Origin of the sequence: Bacillus paramycoides (assembly GCF_001884235.1) — a bacterium.
Classification (GTDB): domain Bacteria; phylum Bacillota; class Bacilli; order Bacillales; family Bacillaceae_G; genus Bacillus_A; species Bacillus_A paramycoides.
Genome location: NZ_MAOI01000101.1, coordinates 210818 through 232227, shown reverse-complemented (window position 1 = coordinate 232227; position 21410 = coordinate 210818). Strand labels below are relative to the sequence as shown.

At 35.4% G+C, this 21410-nt stretch carries 16 protein-coding genes, 1 pseudogene and 2 other annotated features; of the genes and pseudogenes, 15 read left to right on the top strand and 2 right to left on the bottom strand.

The window, feature by feature from the left end; all coding sequences use genetic code 11:
* Positions 1 to 597 (bottom strand): annotated as a pseudogene (locus BAU28_RS22135) (hypothetical protein); the annotation flags it as partial.
* 149 nt (positions 598 to 746) lie between these two features.
* Entirely contained in the window at positions 747 to 1634 is an 888-nt protein-coding gene (locus BAU28_RS22130) for a hypothetical protein (protein ID WP_071720001.1), read from the bottom strand.
* Positions 1635 to 1743: 109 nt separating this feature from the next.
* Here BAU28_RS22130 and BAU28_RS22125 point away from each other — a divergent pair, with 109 nt between their 5' ends.
* From BAU28_RS22125 to ileS, 15 genes are all read left to right on the top strand, one after another.
* The gene (locus BAU28_RS22125) at positions 1744 to 2391 is read left to right on the top strand and encodes an HD domain-containing protein (protein WP_033718919.1); all 648 of its coding nucleotides are present in this window, start codon (positions 1744 to 1746) and stop codon (positions 2389 to 2391) included.
* On the top strand, positions 2388 to 4283 hold the full coding sequence (locus tag BAU28_RS22120; RefSeq protein WP_071720000.1) for an ABC-F family ATP-binding cassette domain-containing protein: 1896 nt from the start codon (positions 2388 to 2390) through the stop codon (positions 4281 to 4283). Before BAU28_RS22125 ends, BAU28_RS22120 begins: the two co-directional genes overlap by 4 nt.
* Positions 4284 to 4359: 76 nt before the next feature.
* Entirely contained in the window at positions 4360 to 5091 is a 732-nt protein-coding gene (locus BAU28_RS22115; protein ID WP_048372457.1) for a Bax inhibitor-1/YccA family protein, read from the top strand.
* Positions 5092 to 5187: 96 nt separating this feature from the next.
* Entirely contained in the window at positions 5188 to 5442 is a 255-nt protein-coding gene (locus BAU28_RS22110; protein ID WP_071719999.1) for a DUF4318 domain-containing protein, read from the top strand.
* Between the two features lie 161 nt (positions 5443 to 5603).
* Positions 5604 to 5942: a single-stranded DNA-binding protein gene (locus BAU28_RS22105; protein WP_071719998.1), complete on the top strand. Its 339-nt coding sequence runs from the start codon at positions 5604 to 5606 to the stop codon at positions 5940 to 5942.
* 446 nt (positions 5943 to 6388) lie between these two features.
* Positions 6389 to 7516: a conserved virulence factor C family protein gene (locus BAU28_RS22100; RefSeq protein ID WP_071719997.1), complete on the top strand. Its 1128-nt coding sequence runs from the start codon at positions 6389 to 6391 to the stop codon at positions 7514 to 7516.
* Between the two features lie 3 nt (positions 7517 to 7519).
* Positions 7520 to 7903, top strand: coding sequence for a thiol-disulfide oxidoreductase DCC family protein (locus BAU28_RS22095; RefSeq protein WP_071719996.1), 384 nt, complete (start codon positions 7520 to 7522; stop codon positions 7901 to 7903).
* An 83-nt stretch (positions 7904 to 7986) separates the two neighbouring features.
* Positions 7987 to 8421: a BrxA/BrxB family bacilliredoxin gene (locus BAU28_RS22090; RefSeq protein WP_048372447.1), complete on the top strand. Its 435-nt coding sequence runs from the start codon at positions 7987 to 7989 to the stop codon at positions 8419 to 8421.
* Between the two features lie 49 nt (positions 8422 to 8470).
* Positions 8471 to 9247: a class I SAM-dependent methyltransferase gene (locus BAU28_RS22085; protein WP_071719995.1), complete on the top strand. Its 777-nt coding sequence runs from the start codon at positions 8471 to 8473 to the stop codon at positions 9245 to 9247.
* Between the two features lie 40 nt (positions 9248 to 9287).
* Positions 9288 to 9501, top strand: a binding site (T-box leader).
* Positions 9502 to 9546: 45 nt separating this feature from the next.
* Positions 9547 to 11235 carry an arginine--tRNA ligase gene (argS, locus tag BAU28_RS22080; protein ID WP_071719994.1) on the top strand — a complete coding sequence of 563 codons (1689 nt, stop codon included), beginning with the start codon at positions 9547 to 9549 and terminating at the stop codon, positions 11233 to 11235.
* Positions 11236 to 11476: 241 nt separating this feature from the next.
* Positions 11477 to 11806 carry a DUF2085 domain-containing protein gene (locus tag BAU28_RS22075; RefSeq protein ID WP_071719993.1) on the top strand — a complete coding sequence of 110 codons (330 nt, stop codon included), beginning with the start codon at positions 11477 to 11479 and terminating at the stop codon, positions 11804 to 11806.
* 29 nt (positions 11807 to 11835) lie between these two features.
* Entirely contained in the window at positions 11836 to 12054 is a 219-nt protein-coding gene (locus BAU28_RS22070) for a hypothetical protein (RefSeq protein WP_002171713.1), read from the top strand.
* A 225-nt stretch (positions 12055 to 12279) separates the two neighbouring features.
* On the top strand, positions 12280 to 13164 hold the full coding sequence (locus tag BAU28_RS22065) for a class I SAM-dependent methyltransferase (protein ID WP_071719992.1): 885 nt from the start codon (positions 12280 to 12282) through the stop codon (positions 13162 to 13164).
* Between the two features lie 506 nt (positions 13165 to 13670).
* Entirely contained in the window at positions 13671 to 17873 is a 4203-nt protein-coding gene (locus BAU28_RS22060) for a bacteriocin-processing peptidase family protein (RefSeq protein WP_071719991.1), read from the top strand.
* A gap of 98 nt (positions 17874 to 17971) precedes the next feature.
* Positions 17972 to 18210 (top strand) — a binding site (T-box leader).
* 54 nt (positions 18211 to 18264) lie between these two features.
* Positions 18265 to 21366 (top strand): isoleucine--tRNA ligase, encoded by a 3102-nt coding sequence (ileS, locus tag BAU28_RS22055; RefSeq protein ID WP_071719990.1) that lies wholly within the window; start codon positions 18265 to 18267, stop codon positions 21364 to 21366.
* Positions 21367 to 21410: the final 44 nt, after the last annotated feature.

Sequence of the window (21410 nt, the reverse complement as noted above, 5' to 3'; positions counted from 1 at the left end):
ATCATTTTTTACATTTACTCTATCAAGAACTTTATCAGCATAATCCTGTATGACTTCTTGTACATCTTTGACTCTATTTCTTCCACCAGTTTCGGAAAACATAAATGTATCACGGGCTTCTTGTAAAGCTTCAAAAGTTTTTATCTGAGTGCTTCCAAAGCCACTAGCACCTGCGAATGCAAATCGGTCTTTCAATGGTAAATTATTTGTAAAATGCGAAATACCTTCTGAGAATTTTGCTACACTCACACCCTTTGCGAGTGTAGTGACTTTGCTTATTCCTTTATCACCAATAAGTCCTAAACCAACTTGAGTTAAAGCATAACTTCCCCATTTTGCACGACTTTCTGCGTCACCATTTATTACATCATTAATAAATGAATCTGACAATACATTATACATGGTACTAAGGGTATCAATAGGGTGTAGGGCGGCATTCCCCATGTTTTCCCACGTCTCCCATTTACCAAGTGCCTTAAATCCTTCTACTGTATCTTCAACAGCTTGTCCCGTACCTTCTACAATACCGTCCCAAACCTTTTCTATTGTAGATTTTTCAGGGGGTTTACCACACATTGCCCCTTCTTGGATATTATCATCGGAAATCTTTCCGTCAACTATATTTCCATCATATGAAGTATCTGTGGTATAGAATATAATATAACAAATGAAAAAGTGTCACAAATGCTTGTATAACAGGCATTTGTGACACTTTTATAGTTTTATTTAACACAAAATGAATAAGATTAAAACTGCTCATTCTTCTCCCAAGATTCTACAATGTAATGAGCAATCGTCGGGTTGAATCCTTTTCCAACTAAGAACATAATAGCAGCAACTTCCGTTAAAGCGTGTTGGTGTGATGTTTGTTTTGCTTCATTTAAACCGTAATCTACCCAAGGTTTTACGAAATCTAGTACAGGTTTCTTTAAAGTTAAAAACTGTGTGCCGACAACTTGTTGGATTTGTTGTTGTGTTGGTTCTGTAATTGGTCCTGGAGGTGAAATTTGTGGCTGTGTAGTATCTAACGTTGGTCCTGGAGGTAAAATTTGTGGTTGCGTCGGATCAATTGTTGGTGGTGCAGGTGGTGAGACACGTGAATCGGAGTTTGGTTGATACATTTGTTGTTGGTATTGCGGTTGTTGTGGCTGAGATACGTATGGATTTTGTTGATATTGTTGTTCTTGTATATGCTGAGTTGCCTGTGGATTTTGTCGATATTGTTGTTCTTGAGTATGCTGAGTTTCATATGGATTTTGCTGATATTGTCGTTCTTGATTTTGTTGTGCCACATATGGATTTTGAGGATATTCATAATTTGGATGTGTTTCATATGGATTTTGTTGTTCTTGATTTTGTGGTGCTACATATGGATTTTGTGGATATTCAGGGCTTAGATTTTGGCTTGTTTCATATGGATTTTGTGGGTATTCTGTATTTGTACTTTGACGTGTGTCATAAGGGTTTTGTTGATATTCAGCTTCTTGATTTTGCGGAGTTGCGTATGGATTTTGTTCGTATGGGGGTTCTTGATGTTGTGTTTCTTTCTCCCCATGTTGTTCTGCATATCTTTGATCCTGATGTTGAGGGGAAAATGGTTGTTGTGGGTAAGGCGGTTGATTATTATAGAACATTTTTATTCCTCCTTCATGATGATGCCTACCACCTAGTGTATGGGCGGACAAGAAAATATGTGATGAAAAAATGCGGGCGTGTTACAATAAGAAACTGGGTGAAGATAAAATGATAAAACAAGAAAAAATTCAAAAAACAATAACTTTCGTAAAACATATTTTAGAAAAAGATGCGAGTGGGCATGATTGGTATCATATTGAACGAGTACATAAATTGGCGATTTCTTTATCCGAGCAAGAAGGGGGAAATCGTTTTATAATTGAAATGGCGGCATTACTTCACGATGTAGCAGATGAGAAGTTAAATGAGAGTGAAGAGGCAGGAATGAAAAAAGTTTCTGATTGGTTAGAAGATTTACATGTTGAACAAGAGGAAAGTAAACATATTCTCCACATTATTGCGAATATGTCCTTTAAGGGTGGCCATGGTGGCAAAGTGGAATCAATTGAAGGGGAAATTGTTCAAGATGCGGATCGTTTAGACGCTCTTGGTGCAATTGGAATAGCTCGTACGTTTGCATACGGAGGAGCGAAAGGGAGATTAATGTATGATCCAAATATTCCTCCTCGTGAAGTGATGACGAAAGATGAATACCGAAAAAATAACGATCCATCTTTAAATCATTTTTATGAAAAACTTTTAAAACTAAAAGACTTAATGAACACGAACGCAGCAAAACGAGAGGCTGAAGTACGTCATCGTTATATGGAAGAGTTTATTGAACAATTTATGAAAGAGTGGAATGCGCAAATATGAAAATGTTAACTGTGGAGAACTTATCGAAATCATACGGAGAAAAACCGTTATTTGATGGATTATCATGTAGTATTACAGAAGGACAACGTGTCGGAATTATTGGTGTAAACGGTACTGGTAAATCGACATTATTAAAAATTATTGCAGGGTTAGAAACTCCTGATACAGGTGATATGACGCATTCACGTGGTTATACAATTAGTTATTTATCACAGCAACCAGAGTTTGATGAAAAACTAACAGTATTAGAGCAAGTGTTCCATGGTGATACACCTTTAATTCGTCTTCTTCGTGATTATGAAAAAGCATTATTAAATATCGAAAAAGATCCAAGTAATGAAAAAGTACAGGAACAATTATTTGCAGTGCAGCAACGTATGGATGCAATGAGTGCATGGGAAGCAAATGCAAGTGCGAAATCTCTTCTAACGAAATTAGGAATTACAGATTTCACTGCAACTGTTGGAAATTTATCTGGTGGACAGAAAAAACGTATCGCAATGGCACAATGTTTTATTGAAACACCTGATCTATTAATTTTAGACGAGCCTACGAACCATCTTGACCATGAGACAGTTGAATGGTTAGAAGAATATCTAGCAAGATATACAGGTGCGGTATTACTTGTAACCCATGATCGTTATTTCTTAGATCGTGTGACAAACCGTATTTTTGAATTAGATAACGGTAAACTATATAGCTACGAAGGAAACTATAGTACATTTTTAGAAGCGAAAGCACTTCGTGAAGAGCAAGAATCGGCACAAGAATCAAAACGCCAAAATTTATATCGTCGTGAACTTGCTTGGATTCGCCGTGGTGCAAAAGCCCGTTCTACGAAACAAAAGGCGCGTATTCAGCGTTTTGATGAGCTAAAGGGACAAGAAGGACCAGCTGCAAAACAGTCAGTTGATATTGCACTAAGTGGAAGTCGTCTAGGAAAGAAAGTACTTGAGTTAAAAGATGTAACGAAAAAATTTGGCGATAAGACGGTACTACATAATTTTAATCATATTGTGAAACCAGGCGATCGTATCGGAATTATTGGGGCGAATGGAAGCGGGAAATCTTCTCTATTAAATATGCTTGCAGGCAAGTTATCTCCTGATAGTGGTGAAGTTGAAGTAGGACAAACTGTAAAAGTTGCTTATTATACGCAAGAAAATGAAGAGATGAATTTAAATCAGCGTATGATTGAATACATTAAAGAGATTGCAGAAGTTATTCATACAACAGATGGAAAAGTAATTGGTGCATCTCAAATGTTAGAACGTTTCTTATTCCCGACGCATTCACATGGTACACCGCTTGGTAAACTATCTGGTGGTGAAAGAAGACGTTTATATTTATTACGTATTTTAATGGGAGAACCAAACGTACTATTACTTGATGAACCTACGAATGATCTAGATACACAAACATTAACAGTACTGGAAGATTATTTAGAAGATTTCCCAGGTGTCGTTTTAACTGTATCGCATGACCGTTATTTCTTAGATAAAGTAGTAGATGAACTGTTCATCTTTACTGGTGGAGGCGAAGTGCGTGAGTTCCTAGGTAGTTATACAGATTATTTAGAAATGGAAAAAACGAAAGAACTTATTGAGAAAGCGGAAGTTCAAAAAGAGAAAAAAGTAGTAGAAGAAGCTCCAAAACAACAACGTAAACGTAAACTTTCATACAATGAACAACGTGAATGGGAAACAATTGAAGATACAATTGCCGAACTAGAAGAGAAACTTGAGTCAATTGGAGAAGAACTTGCGAAAGTTGGATCTGACTTTACAAAGGCACAAGAATTATCTGAAGCACAGCAGAAAACAGAAGAAGAGCTAGAAAAAACGATGGAAAGATGGAGTGAACTATCAGACATCGTTGAAGGATTAAAATAAAAACAAGCTGCATATATTGAAAAGTAAAGAGAAAAACTTTACACTATTGGTAGAACCTATTTTAGGAGGGGGAAAAATGAGAACATCTAATCCAATGTTGAAAAAAGAGGCATTCCGTAAAGAAGGAGCAAATGCTTCTGCGATGACTATTGGCGGAACAGTAGGCAAAACGTTTATCATGCTTATCTTACTGCTTGCAACGTCTGTCTATTCATACATACAGATGACGCAAGGTACGATGAAGATGCCAGTATTAATTGGTGCTTTAGTTATTGCGGCAATCGTTGCGTTTGCGTCTATATTCTTCCCGCGCATATCACCTATCGGTGCGCCAATCTATGCAGCGGTAGAAGGGGTAGTGTTAGGAAGTATTTCAGCGGTTTATACAATGAAATTTGGCGATACTATCGTTTTAAACGCTGTATTACTAACAATTTCTATTCTATTTGCGATGTTAGTTTTATATGCAACGCGCGTAGTAAAAGTAACTGATAAATTCCGTACAGGTGTAATTGCGGCGACAATGGGAATTATGGTTATGTATTTAATCGTATTCTTACTAAACATGTTCGGTGTAACTGTTCCGTATATTCACCAAGGTGGTACAATTGGTATTATCATTAGTGCAGTTGTTATCGTAGTTGCTGCATTAAATTTATTACTAGATTTCGATTTAATCGAAAGTGGTGCACGTAGCCAAGCTCCAAAATATATGGAATGGTACAGTGCAATGGGTCTAATGATGACTCTAGTATGGTTATACTTAGAAATTCTTCGTTTTGTTTCTTACTTTACGAAAAATGACTAATGAAAAAATCCTGCATGAAATGTGCAGGATTTTTTTATTTTCAAAGATAAATTGACAACATGGTATAATATCGACTCGAATTGAAGGGGATGGAATATGATGAAAGAGAAAAAAGGGATTATGAAAAAACTATTTTCTAAAAGTTTTTTCATAGAACTAGATGACGCTTTAACGTATCCATCGACGGAAGTGATTTGTTCGGCTATTGATAGATACGCGACTGAGTGTAATGAACAACTAAAGTTTGAGAGTAAAGTAAAACCGATTATTTTTTATTTAGAAAATGTACTTTATCGTGCTGAAGTTAAGTTGGCTCGTGGGGGATATTATATTTCTTGTAGCGAAGTGTAAAAAATTTTGAAACCCTATATGTTTGAAACATGTAAGGTTTCTTTTTTACTTTTATAAGGTATAAAATAAGTAATTTTATTTACAAACATACCATTTTGCAATTTTTACCTTTCACACATTTTTCTTTACAATGAAGAAAAATGTGTGAGGTGGTATAACTTATGATGAATCGAGTTGTATTAATCGGTAGATTGACAAAGGAGCCGGAATTATACTACACAAAACAAGGAGTGGCTTATGCACGAATATGTGTTGCGGTGAATAGGGGGTTTCGAAATAGTTTAGGTGAACAACAAGTGGATTTTATAAATTGTGTCGTTTGGCGAAAATCGGCTGAAAATGTAACTGAATATTGTACGAAGGGGTCCCTTGTTGGGGTTACTGGGCGTATTCATACGAGTAATTACGATGATGAACAGGGAAAGAGAATATATAGAACTGAAGTTGTAATTGAGAGCATTACATTTTTAGAGAGAAGGAGGGAGGGGGCATCGCAATAAAATGGGACTTTAAACAATAGGTTCGGAAGAATGTGGTGAAAAGTATTTTTATTAGGTGTTGCTTCGTAATGTTTCTCAGCTTGAAATTTGTGGGAAACCTGTACGATTCCACAATCATAATGGAGTATGGACATCAATAGGGGCGAGGCCACTATCAGTCAGTACATTCTCCCATATCTTATCTACAGTCTGTCGGTCTTCAGCACTTCCATTTGAATTATTTTGCAATCAGTAAACTTACGCGTATAGGATATAGTCCACTAAAAAAGATATATTCTTTTCTTTAAGCACTATAGAAACTTTATTATTCTATATAAAGAAAAAGAAAGAATGAAAAAGTATGATGGTGGGAAGAAAGTAGTAAAATTAAGCATCCGAGTAGGAGTATAGAGGGATAACATGTTACAATACAGCTAAGAACATGCAATAAAGGAGAGTTTATTTACGTGAAGATTAAAGCAATTGAACCGACGCCAAGTCCGAATACAATGAAAGTTATTTTGAATGAAGTATTACCATCAGGAGCACGTAATAATTATACAAATGAAAATAAAGAACAAGCACCCGTACAAGTACAAGAAATTTTGAAAATTGAAGGCATTAAAGGTGTGTATCATGTAGCAGACTTTTTAGCAGTAGAGAGAAATGCGAAGTATGACTGGAAAGTTTTATTACAACAAGTTCGTACCGTTTTCGGTGAAGAAATAGTGGAAGAAAGTGAAGAACAGCAACTTTCTCATTTTGGAGAAGTGAAAGTGTTTGTTCAAATGTTCTTTACTATTCCGATGCAAGTGAAGTTAACAGATGGAACGACAGAAGAGCGTGTTGGCTTACCTGATCGTTTTAAAGAATCAATTATGAAAGTGCAAATGTCTGCACCTAACGTTGTGAAAGAGCGTAAATGGGTAGAGCAAAGTACACGTTACGGTAATTTTGAAGAAATCGGGAAAGAAGTAGTAGAAGAACTTGTCGCTGCTTATTCAGAAGAACGTGTAAATCAAACGGTTAAAGAATTATTAGATCAAGCAGGTGCTATTGAAGTAACGATTCAAAAGCGTGAGCCATATAAAGTAACAGAAGAGATGATGGAAGATTCTGATTGGAAAAAACGTTTTGCAGCTTTAGAACAAATGGATCCTACTGAAGAAGATATTCCAGTATTGAAAAAGGCGTTAGATGATGAGAAAGTATCTATCCGCCGCTTAGCAACAGCATATTTAGGTATGGTAAAAGGTGATGAAGTATTGCCGTTATTATATAAGGCGTTATTAGATCGTTCTGTAAGTGTTCGCCGTACAGCAGGGGATTGCTTATCAGACGTAGGTGACCCAGCAGCGATGTTCGTTATGATTAAATCTCTGAAAGATTCAAGTAAATTAGTACGCTGGCGTGCAGCAATGTTCTTATTTGAACTTGGTGATGAAAGTGCAATTCCAGCACTAAAAGCAGCGCAAGATGATCCAGAGTTTGAAGTAGCGATGCAAGCACGTTTAGCTTTAGAACGTATTGAAGGCGGCGAAGAAGCAAAAGGTTCTGTATGGAAGCAAATGACGGAGTCTCGTAAAGGAGAATAATTTATGATTGTTTTCTATGATAGTTGGTGTCCGATGTGCACGGCAGTGGCAGACCGTACGAAAAAAGTAGATAAAAAGGGCAAGATGAAATTTGTTTCATTTCGAGATAAAGAGGTAGTGGATCAATACGAACTTTCTGAAGAATTACAGAGCAAGATGGAACAAAGACTGTATATATTAAAAAACAATAAATGGTACGATGGCATTCATAGTATATACGTCTTAGCAAAGGCTGTCCCGTCTTTTTGGTTTGCAGTTCCTTGCATTAAGCTATCGATAGCTCTTGGATTTGGAAGTAAAGTATATGATTATATTGCTAATAATAGAAAACTTGTACCCGTAGGTCATTGCCGTGAAGGGGTTTGTGAAATCCCATTAAAAAAATAGAGACATCACTATCTTTCTTTTGCACCTATTAATAGAGCGTGATATGATAAATTTGGAATGAAAGTTGAAGGAGAGATTACAAGATGTCAAATGCATATGAAGAATACATGCGTCAAATGGTAATTCCAATGCGCCAAGAGCTAGTGCGTTCTGGATTTGAAGAGTTAACTACAGAAGAAGCTGTAACAGAATTTATGGAGAATGCATCAGGTACAACATTAGTAGTTGTAAACTCTGTTTGTGGTTGTGCAGCTGGTTTAGCACGTCCATCAGCAGGTCAAGCAGTTGTACGTGCTGAAAAACAACCTGATAATCTTGTAACTGTATTTGCAGGTCAAGATAAAGATGCTACCGCGAAAATGCGTGAATACTTCGGAGAAATTCCTCCATCTTCACCATCTATGGCATTACTAAAAGGAAAAGAAGTTGTTCACTTCATTCACCGTCATGAAATTGAAGGTGCAACAATGGACGAAATTATTACAAACTTAGAACAAGCTTTCGAAAAGAATTGCTAAAGAAGGGGGAGAGTAAATCTCCCTCTTTTCTTTATATAGAGGTGAAACAATGATAGTAACAACAGCAGGAAGAACAAATAAAGAAATGACGGCATATGCAAAAAAAGTAGCAGAAGAATTAAATAGCGCTTTCGTTATTCGTAAGGATATACCTGTGTACAAACTACATGAGCAGTACGAACAAGATGTACTTGTCGTAGGTAAAAACCGATTAGCTATTTATCCAAAAGGTACGGAAGAGTCATTTTTCTTTCATCCAAATTCAGCAATGTTTCGTGTGAAAAGGTTAATGCGAGGTGAACATGATCCGTTTGTACAAGCTGCAAAGTTAGAGAGTGGAATGTCGGTATTAGATTGTACGCTCGGTATGGCATCAGATAGCATCGTAGCTAGTTATGTCGTTGGTGAGAACGGAAAAGTAACAGGGCTTGAAGGTAATGAATATATGGCTTACATCATGGAGAACGGTTTGCAAACATGGTCTTCATCAGTTTCAAAAATTGATGAGGCAATGCAAAGAATCGATGTAAAGCAAACGGAGCATTTCGCATTTTTAAAACAATGTGAAGATAATAGTTATGACGTCGTGTATCTTGATCCGATGTTCGAAGAAACTGTCATCGAATCAGATGGAATTAGAGGATTAAAACACTTCGCTTTGTATCATGATATTACTGATGAAACAATTGCGGAAGCGAAGCGCGTGGCGAGAAAACGTGTCGTTCTGAAAGATCATTTCCGTAGTTCTCGATTTGAAAACCACAATTTTCATGTATACAAAAGAAAAAGTGCAAAGTTTCATTTTGGTGTAATTGACCCTTGCTAATTGTTTGAAAAGATGTATAATAAGCAATAATTAATTAAATATTCTGTCTGTGATGAAGAGAGTAATCTTTTTCAGAAGGAAAGCGAGCTAGGGATGGTGGGAGCCTAGTGCGGAGAAAAAGATGAAGCGCACTTCGGAGATGCTTCTTGAACGAATAGTAGAGTAAGCCGGGGCCCCCTGTCCTCGTTACAAACGGGAAAGTGGTTCGAAATGAACAACAAGGGTGGTACCACGGGTTAAAACTCGTCTCTTTTTTAGAGACGAGTTTTTTGTGTTTTAAAAAATAAGGAGGTTGTAGTATGGAGTATAAAACGCAGTTTGCGAAAAGCCTATCAAGTATTATTACGAATGAATTAACACAAAATCAAATTTTAGACTTAATTGAAACGCCAAAGCAAGATGAATTCGGAGATGCAGCGTTCCCGTGTTTTTCACTTGCGAAGCAATATAAGAAAGCACCAGCTATTATTGCAAAGGAGATCGCAGAGAAATTAAATGATCCGTTCTTAACGAAAGTAGAGGCTGTTGGTCCTTATGTAAACGTATTTTTTAATCGTCAAACAGTAAGCGATGAGGTATTAAAAACGATTTTAGCAGAAAAAGAAGAATACGGCCAAAATCATTTTGGACATGAAAAAACGGTAGTTATCGACTACTCCTCACCAAATATTGCGAAGCCTTTTTCAATGGGGCATTTACGTTCTACAATGATTGGTAACTCGTTAAAGCATATCGCCGAAAAATGTGGATATGAAGTTGTAGGGATTAATTATATTGGAGATTGGGGAACGCAGTTTGGAAAGTTAATTACTGCATATAAAAAATGGGGCAATGAAGCAGTTGTTAAAGAAGATCCAATTCGTGAATTATTTAAGCTATATGTTCAGTTTCATGAAGAAGTAAAAGAGAGCCCAGAACTAGAAGAAGAAGGACGTGCGTGGTTTAAAAAATTAGAAGAAGGTGATGAAGAAGCAGTCGAACTTTGGAATTGGTTCCGTCACGAGTCTTTAAAGGAGTTCTCTCGTATTTATGAGCTTCTCGGTGTAGAATTTACAAATTTTCAGGGAGAAGCTTTTTATAACGATAAGATGGAAGACTTCGTTGGGATTTTAGAGGAACACAATTTACTTGAAGAATCAGAAGGCGCATTAGTCGTTAATTTAGAAGAAGAAGGTATGCCGCCTTGCTTAATTAGAAAATCTGATGGTGCGACTATTTATGCAACACGTGACTTAACGGCAGCTTTATATCGTCAAAACACATATGGATTTGATAAAGCGCTATATGTTGTAGGCCCAGAACAAAGTTTGCATTTCAATCAATTTTTCACTGTATTAAAAAAACTGGGCTACAACTGGGTTGATGGTATGGAGCATATACCGTTCGGATTCATTTTAAAAGACGGTAAGAAAATGTCCACACGTAAGGGCAGAATTATATTACTAGAAGAAGTACTTGAAGAAGCAGTTGCGCTTGCGAAACAAAATATTGAAGAGAAAAACCCTAATTTAAAACAAAAAGAAGAAGTAGCAAAACAAGTCGGTGTTGGAGCGGTCATCTTCCACGATTTAAAAAATGAGCGTATGCATAATATCGAATTCTCATTAGAAAATATGTTGAAATTTGAAGGAGAAACAGGACCGTACGTACAATACACACACGCGCGTGCTTGTTCGATTTTAAGAAAAGAAAATGTGGAATTTGAAACGTGTAATTTTGAATTAAAAGACGATTACAGCTGGAGTGTAGTAAAATTACTCAACAAATTCCCGGAAGTAATTGAAGCAGCCTTCAACAAAAATGAGCCATCCGTTATTTCAAAATACGTATTAGATGTGGCACAAGCGTTCAATAAATATTATGGAAATGTTCGTATTTTAGAAGAGAGCGAAGAAAAGGACAGCAGACTCGCATTAGTTTATGCTGTGACGGTTGTATTAAAAGAAGGGTTACGTTTACTTGGTGTTGGGGCTCCTGCGGAGATGTAAAATAAAAATGTGTTTATGTGCAGTGACAAATATTCACAGTACTTTAGTAATGAACTGCAGATCAAATTAAAGCTAAATATAGTAACAAAAAGACAAATCGGGCGACCATTAACCTGATTTGTCTTTTTGTATTTTCTTGAATAAAACTCTTAACTATAAGGAGTTATATGCTACGAAGTGTAAGAACTCTATAATTTTGTTGTGAAATCAATTAAAATATTTTTAGAGAGGATGGTTCGTATTGATTCGAGGTTTCATTTTACATATTCCTTGTCATAGAATACCGGAAAGGAGTTTCCTTAAACTACAAAAATACATACCTTTATGTGCACGATGCACAGGTATGCTTATTGGTTTCTGTATGTTCCCAATTTACTTTTTAATAACGCCTTCGTTTAGTCTCTCATTAATGCTATCCTTTTTTGCTCAAATTCCATTATTAATCGATGGATTCACCCAAAAGTGGAGATTGCGAAGCAGTACAAATTTGCTAAGAGTAACTACCGGCTTATTAAGCGGTAATGGTATGGGACTATTTATTGCATCTAATATTATATGGATTCTTTCATAATCCATATAACAATGGAGGTAGCTACTTATATGTTTTGGATTTACATAATTCTAATTTTTATATCAGGAGGAAGTGGAATTGGTTTTATCATTCATGAAAAATATATAGAAGCAACAATAGCTTTTGTTATTTGCTTATTATTTATGATACTACTATATTTTTATCTAAAAAGAAGCAAAAAAAAGAGAAATTTAGATTGTGACGTAATAGATTGTACCGATTGCTCAGATTGTGATTGTACTAACTAAACTTCTATTTATTTCGATATTTTTATAAAAAGGATTATATATCGTTTCAGGTATGTAATCTTTTTTGTTTTTCTCAAAATTAGTTTGTCAAATAGGTGGAGAGTAAAGAACATGTACAATTTAACGCTTTAATTAGAACTAAACATCTCTAAAATTTTTAGAAACATAGGAATACATATATTAAATGAAGAACTATAGTTTTGTAAATAATAGGGGGTGCTAGACTTGGAAGAGTATGATTGGAATAGTAAGTTAGCGTATTTAAGAAATACGAGAGATTTATATTATAACGATGATTATTTAAGCTTTCTAGTTAATTCAGTTTGGAAGATTTCTGAGCCAGTACATATTGTTGATTATGGTTGTGGATATGGTTATATAGGTTTGGCCTTGTTGCCTTTACTTCCAGTTGGATCAAAGTATACAGGGATTGATAGAGGGGAAACGTTAATAGCTGAAGCGAGAGAGTTGTTTCGTGCACTCCCATATGAAACAGAATTTATTGAGGGGGATGCTACAGAAAATGAATTGAAAAATAAATACGATATAGCGGTCTGTCATGCTTTCTTATTACATATGAATTCACCTAAAACGATATTACAAAAAATGATTAATTCAATTAAGGATGTTGGGAAAATAATATGTTTTGAACCACATTGGATTTCTAATATGTCTTCATATGTACTCGGTGGAGTAAACCAATCAGAAATCATCCAGCTTGGTGTTTTACAGAGGTTATTCGAACGAGACGTGCAAACAAGTGGTAAAGATGGCAATATTGGTATGAAAATACCGATTTATTTAAGTGAATTAGGTGTTAAAAATATTGAATGTAGAGTAAGTGATAAAGTGAATTTTTTAGATTCTAATATAAATCAAAATGATAAACAAGGTTTATATAATTCTCTAAAAGAAGAGGGGATTGCTAGTAATCCAGGTGAAAAACAACCATTTATAGACCGTTTAATGAGTCGGGGCTTAACATATGATGAAGCGCTAGCTCAATATGAAGCAGAACTATGCTTTTTTGAAACGTGTCATATACACTCTTCTATAGTTTACGCCCCAAATATGAGGATTACATATGGTGAAATAAGGAGAAGAATCTAATTTTAGAAAAGTAGGGATATAATGAGAATTGCTACTTTAAATATTTGAAAATTCAACATTAACTTAATCATGCGTAGTTCAAAGTGATCATTACGGTGTTTTTGTAGATTTAAAATTTGATAAGTGAAACAAAAGAGAGATTGTCCTACAGGACAATCTCTCTTTAACGTATGAAATAGAAGTAGCTATTATTGTCAAAGTTTGCAGGGGAATCGATATTCCTTGTCGAATCGCCGATATAATTTCATTTACTGAAATAAGGTTCTACAAAAAAGGAGACAAAATCCTCTTTTTAAGGTTATACGATATTTCATCAAATTAAACAAAATGCCGAGAGAAATCATCGTTTTTAAGATATTTAGTTATAAACTTGAATAATATTAAATAATATTGTTCATTATATGAGGTTTTAGTTGAATGCATACTATATGATGTGTAAAATCTAAGCAAGTAGGTTAGAATACTGCTTGCAAATGGCAGTATAAATAATTATTTGAGGTGAATGCATGCTAGATTTTAAGCAATTAGAAATTTGTTTGAAGGAAAAGAGATTTATAGATGGATTACAGGAGATAAATAATGAAATTGCACATATAAAAGAAACGAATAAATTATCATACGTGAAGAACTGGCTTTCTAACGTTTCATCACCTAAAGAGTTTGATATATTAATTCGCCTTGCTGATGAAGGGTTAATGCATCAATATAGCTCCTTTTTAATTCGTTACACTTATAAAAAGTTCCCAAATATGAGAACGCTCTCTTTGTATTGTGATGAGTTAATTGATGAGCGTAAAATCCTTGATGCAGAACAATTGTTAAAAAATTCTTTGGAAGAGGTAAATGAAGAAGAAACTGATGCTGATGTTTTAGCGAAAGCATATTTTACGTTAGTTAGATGTTTGTTAGATATGAAGCGAAATGAAGAGGCATATGCCTATATGCAAAAGGCAGAAAAGTATAGCACGCATGCAGTTTTTGATAAATGGGGTTACTTATATATACAGACCGGTGAGTGGGAGAAAGCAGAGGAACAACTTTTAGCTGGACAGCAGCATAAAGATTGTGAAGAATTAGCTACATATTTACTAGCACAATTATATGCATATAAAGGAGAACAGCAGCGAGCATTACAACTCATTAACGATGCGATTGCAAAGTTTCCACAAATACCATACTTCCATTTTGAAAAGGTGAAATATTTATTAGATTTAGAGCGTTTTGAAGAAATGTTAGCGGTAATAGATAATATGAATCAAATGCTTTCGTATCACGCTTACACAACTTATTTCATACATCTACGTGCGGAAGCATTGTATAAAATGAATGAGATTAAAGAGTTACAAGCACTATTGAAAGTAGAATCGAGTTTGAAAAATTCTTTATATCATCATATAGAAAAAAATCCAGATGGAAAAAAGGTCCGGTTACCGTTAGTTCCAATTGTACAAAAGGATAACTATTGTGTTCCGACGAGTTTGGAAATGATGTTAGGATTATGGGGAGAAAACCGCACGCAAGACGAAATTGCAAAGCATATTTTTGATGTAACAGGTTCCAAGTTTTCAGATACAGTTACGTATTTAGAAAATTTAGGTTACGAGTATCGTTATTTTAAAGGGAATGAAGAGAATTATAAGAAGTTACTTGATCAAGGTATTCCCGTTTTATTAAGTATAGATATTGAGCACGCTTCCCATGTACAAGTACTTTCTGGTTATGACAATGTGTTACAAGCTTTTTATATTCAAGATCCGAATTTCTTAGAACCGATTCTTGTAGAATATGATAAGTTGCAAGAAAAATATCGTTATACAGATTGTTTAGCTATTACGTTTACGCCAAAAGATAGAATAGGACAGCTTTCCTTTTTAAGTGTGGAAGAACATAATTATTTTAAATCAATTTTTTCTCTTACAGATCATTTAGATGAGCAAGATAAAGAGGGAATTGAAAAGTTGATACTATTTTTAAAAGAAACAAGTGAAAATCCAAACACTTGGTTATATACAATTAAACATTTAGATGCTGAAGTAGATAAAGAGTTTATTCAGTTTTGTATAGAAAAGTTAATGGAGAAGTTTCCGAGCTCTGACTTTGTGAAATTGCATAGTGCACAGTGTTTTATTCGCCTGCAAGATATGAAGAAAGCAGGACAAATGCTTCAAAGTGTGGAGAAGAAAAACAATCAAGCGTTATATCATTTTATAAATGGACGTTATTCTTTTGAACAAGATAATTATGCAGAAGCGATTGCTAGTTTTCGTTCATCATTACAATTGGATGCAGACCAACCAGTTGCGTGGAGTTTCTTAGCTTTATCATACATGTATATGGATCAACCTGAAAAGGGGCTAGAGTATTCTCTAACAGCTATAGAACGTAGTCCAGAAAGGTTTACGCTTGTAAATCACGGTTTAATATTAATAGATTTAGAACGATATGAAGAGGCATATGGATTCTTTAATGATTTATTAAAAGAATATAAATATGAAGCGCACATATGGTATGAACGTGCAAGATGTGCTCAGCATTTAGGAAAAGTGTATTTGGCGGTAAAAGGACTTAAAGTGGCGATTCAATTAGATAAAACGGCAGCGTATGTATATACGAAGCTTTCGGAAATCTATGAATCAGATTTGGATGATGGGAATAGTGCGAAGGAAATTTTATTACAAGGAATTCAAAATTGTGAAGATCAGGCGTCTTTATATGTTCGTTTAGGAGATGTCCATTTTCAAAATGATGAATTTGAAGAAGCAGAAACTATTTATAAGCGTTCTTTAGAAGAAAATAATGAAGATGTATATTCTCATTTCGGTTTAATTCAAGTTTATATGGCAAAAGAACAATATGAGGATGCCAAAAACTATCTTGTTAGTATCAATAAGCAATTTGAGGACAATCAAGATTTCCTTATGAATGCTGGCATGGTGCTATGGGATGCTGAAATTGCATTAGGCGGGGATGAAAAAGAATTAAAACTTGCACTTTCTAAATTAGAGAACGGTATACGAAGAGTATACGCTAATATATCCAGTGTGTTAGATGAGTATGTAAGTCGAATAAAAGACACAGCTTTTGTGCAACGAGGCATAGCGTTTTTAAGAACGTTAGAAAAAGAAAAAACGGAAGTGATTGAATACGGTTGTTACGCTGGTGTTTTATATGAATCTATTGGACAGTATGATCAGGCAATAAAACGATATAATGATGCACTTAAGAAAAAACAGGATTCATTGCCGTATTTCCGTATTGGTGAAACATTCATGGCGCTAGGGCAATTTCAAGAAGCGAAGCATGCATATGAAACATGTTTAGAAATGGATGAGAATTTCATAGGTGTACATTTACAGCTTGCTGAAATATATGAAAAAGAAGAGAATCGTTTCAAAGAACAAAGTCATATGGTACAGGCGATGAAAGAAGAGCCATTGCATATTAATATGGAATATTTGGCGCAGCTTTCCGTAGAAATGAATCTTCAAGAAGAATTGCTAATTGAATTAGAAAAATTAGCGGAAGAAGTTTCTGAAATATGGCGTTTAGATGCGATTGCATACGTGTTTGGTGCGATGAATGACATAGATAAAGAAAAAGAATATATCGAATACGCAATGAAGATAGATGAAGAGCATGTGGAAGTACTATATCATTATGCGAAAGTACTTGTTAAAAAGCAGAATGCAGAAGCAATCGAAGTTGCGTTGAAAGTAATGCATAAAGATTTGGAAAGTGAACGTATATTTGGTGTGTACGTAAAAGCAATGGAGCAACATAAAAAATTATCCCAAATAAGAGACACACTTCATACGTTAAAGGTGAGAAAAGCAGAAAGAAGTACAGCATTTGTTTATGCAGCTACTGCGGTTGCCGAAAGATTAGTAGAAAGGCAGCAAAATGAACAGCCGAAAAAATCTATATTTACAAGAGCATTTTATCGCATGAAAAATCGTGCGAAGGAAATTTCAATGATTACAGTTATTATTGATTTATTTGAGATTTCCTTAAAGTTAAACCCGAAAAATAGTATGGCAGCGCAGCGTTTCGCGATATTTTACGAGAATGCAGCGATGAATAAAGAAGCGATAGAGATATTACAAACGTCGTTAGAAAATAAGTGGGATTATGATGTAGCGAAGCAACTTGTAAGTCTTTTCATTGAGTGTGAGGAAGAAGATATGTTACGAGATGCTTTCGAATTAACGAAACAAATGGTTCGAGAGCTACCGGATGATTATGATACGCTTCTTTTACAAGCGAATGTATTATGTAAGACTGGAGAAGAAAGAAAAGCCGAAAAAATTTGCTTACAATTAATTGAGAAAACGCCATTCGTAAGTAGAGGATTCCTTGCTTTAGGAGAAATGTACCAAAGTCAAGAGAGGTTTGAGGATGCGATTCATTTATTAGAAGGTGCTACTATACATCATCCAAATGAAACGGCAATTCTTCTTACTTTAGCATCTTCATATCATAGAGCTGGACAAACGATAAAGGCAGAAAAGATAACAAGTGAAATATTAGATATTGATGTTACTAACTTGTTAGCAAGATATGATCATGCTTGTTACTTAGCTGTATTAAGCAGAAATGAAGAGGCAAGAGAAGAACTTGGAATTGTACTTCGTGAAGATGAAACCGGATTTTTTGCTGAACTTGCAGAGGAAGATGAAGATTTATCGGGATTGCGAGAATTTGAAAAATAAATGTATACGAATAGAGAAAAAGGATATAAATAAAAATATATTTTGAATTAGTTGACAATTAATTGTTAAATGGCATAAAATAACTTTTAATAAAGTATACAAATCTGAAGACGAGAAAGAGTAAAATAGTGAGCTGTTCCCCAGAGAGCCGGTGTATTGCTGAAAGCCGGTGTACAGACGTTATTTGAAAATCATCTCCGAGGAGCCGTGGCTGAATAAAGTAAGCTCGGACGGATGTCTACCGTTACAAAGAACGCGTATGTTAGTACGTTGCTAAGTGCTATTAGTGAAAAGCTAATAGAATTAGGGTGGTAACGCGGGTAAACCCGTCCCTACTTCATAGGGACGGGTTTTTTGTGTGCTTTTAAAAAATTCAAAGGAGTGATTGTAGATGAAGAAAGTAGATGTAAAAGAGTCAGCTGTAGGGAGAGAAACACGTATTCGTAAGCAGTGGAATGAACAAAGTATTTTCGAGCAATCAATTCAGAATCGAGAAGGTGCACAATCTTTTGTGTTTTATGAAGGGCCACCAACAGCGAACGGATTACCACACGTCGGCCATGCACTTGGGCGGGCGATTAAAGATTTAGTAGCGAGATATAAAACGATGGCTGGATATAAAGTATTAAGAAAAGCCGGATGGGATACACATGGATTACCTGTAGAATTAGGTGTTGAAAAACAACTGGGCATTTCAGGTAAACATGAAATCGAAGAATACGGAATTGAACCGTTTATTCAAAAGTGTAAAGAGAGTGTATTCACATATGAGAAGCAGTGGCGTGAATTTACGGAGAGCATTGGATATTGGGTAGATATGGATGATCCGTACGTTACTTTAGAGAATCCATATATCGAAAGTGTATGGCATATTTTAGGAACAATTCATGAAAAAGGCTTGTTATATAAAGGGCATAGAGTTTCACCATACTGTCCAAGCTGTCAAACATCGCTTAGTTCACATGAAGTTGCACAAGGATACAAAACGGTTAAAGATTTAAGCGCAACGGTTAAGTTTAAAGTGAAAGATAGTGAAAATGAATATTTCCTTGGATGGACGACAACACCATGGACGCTCCCAGCGAATGTTGCACTTGCCGTACATCCGAATATGGAATACGTAAAAGCAAAACAAGAAGAATCAGTGTATATTGTTGCTAAAGACCGTGTGCAAGAAGTGCTAAAAGAAGATTATGAAGTAATGTCTGTTCATAAAGGAGAAGAATTATTAAATATTTCATATACAGCACCGTTTCCGATGAAAGAAGTTACAAATGGATACCGTGTTATTGCGGCAGACTTTGTTACTGCAGATAGTGGTACGGGACTCGTTCATATCGCTCCAGCATATGGGGAGGACGATTATAGAGTCGTTCAAAATGAAGGGTTATCATTTTTACATGTTGTAGATGAGAAGGGTGAGTATACAGAAGCAGTACCATTTCTAAAAGGTAAGTTTGTAAAAGAATGTGACGTTGATATTGTCCGTTATTTAGCTAAAGAAGGTTTGTTATATCATAAAGAAAAATATGAACATAGCTACCCACATTGTTGGCGCTGTGATTCGCCGTTACTTTATTATGCAGGAGAAAGTTGGTTAATTCGAACAACTGAGATTAAAGAGACGTTTTTACAAAATAATGATACTGTCACATGGTATCCAGATCATATGAAGCATGGACGCTTTGGGAAGTTTTTAGAAAATATGGTGGACTGGAATATTAGCCGAAATAGATATTGGGGAACACCGTTAAACGTATGGGAATGTGAAAGCTGCGATCATCAATTCGCACCGAAAAGTATTGATGAATTAAGAAAGCATAGTACAAAAGAAACACCTGAAGATTTAGAATTGCATAAGCCATATGTAGATGAAGTGCATGTTTGCTGTGAGAAATGTGGAAGTTCAATGAATCGAACACCAGAAGTAATTGATGTTTGGTTTGATAGTGGTTCCATGCCTTTTGCGCAATATCATTACCCGTTTGAAAATAAAGAGTTGTTTGAAGAACAGTTTCCAGCAGATGTAATTGCAGAGGGAATTGATCAAACACGCGGCTGGTTTTATAGTTTATTAGCAGTATCAGCGCTATATACAGGGAAAGTACCATATAAACGAGTATTATCATTAGGGCATGTATTAGATGAAGAAGGACAGAAAATGTCTAAAAGTAAAGGTAACGCACTTGATCCTGTGGATTTAGTAGAGAAGTTTGGTGCCGACGCACTAAGGTGGGCTTTACTCGTTGACAGTGCTCCGTGGAATGCGAAACGATTTTCTGAAAGAACAGTACAAGAAGCGAAATCTAAATTTGTAGATACGTTAGTCAATGTGTATAGCTTCTATGTTTTATATGCAAATTTAGATGGATATAATCCGAAAGAAAAGTATGAAGTTAAACGTACGAAATTAGATGAATGGGTGTTATCAAGATTGCATAGCACAACGAGAAAGGTAAGAACTGCACTAGATGATTATCAATTTACGAATGCAGCTCGTGAAATTGCTGCGCTCGTAGATGAAGTGAGTAACTGGTATGTAAGACGTTCACGCAATCGTTTTTGGGAGTCAGGAATGAATCCTGAAAAAGCAGCTGCTTATGCAACTCTACATGAAGTACTTGTTACAATTAGTAAACTAATCGCACCATTTACACCGTTTGTAGCTGAAGATATTCATCTAAATTTAGAAGGAAGCAGTGTTCATTTAGCAGATTATCCGGTTGTAAACGAATCACTTATTCAGTCAAAGTTAGAAGCAGAAATGGACGCTGTTTTACAAGTTGTTGAACTTGGGAGAAGTAATCGCAATCAACATTCATTGAAAGTAAAACAGCCGTTAGCAGAGCTTGTATTACTTGAGCATAAGGAAAATGATATCGATTGGGAATCTTATCGTGATATCGTAATGGATGAGCTAAATGTTAAAGCGTTCCATGTTGAACTGGATGAAACGAAATACACATCATATCAATTAAAATTGAATTTTAAAACAGCGGGACCGAAGTTCGGTAAGAATGTGAATGCAGTAAACGGGTGGCTAAAACAATTATCGCAAGAAGAAGTACAGAACTTTGTTTCAACTGAAAGAGCAGCATATCAAGCAGCATCAGGGGAAGAAGTAGTTGTAACGTCTGAAGATGTATTAGTAGAAAAAGTAGCGAAATCAGGATTCTCAAATACGACTAATGGACAGTATACAGTTATGTTAGACACGAATGTAACGGAGGAATTGTTACAAGAAGGAGTGGCTCGTGAATTCATTCGAGCAGTGCAAGAATATCGTAAACAATTGAATTTACCGGTTAACTTACGAGTTGATGTTGTTCTTGATACAGAAGATGAATTGGAGCATACATTAACGAACCATAAAGGGCTATTAGAAGAAAATTTACTCGTAAAACAATTTACGTTTCGTGCATTAACGAAAGAAGATGATGAACTTTCATTAGGTGAGACAAAAGTTCGAATCAAACTGAGCCCAGCTAATTAAATAAAAAGGAAGTTGGAATGAACGATTCCAACTTCCTTTTTGTA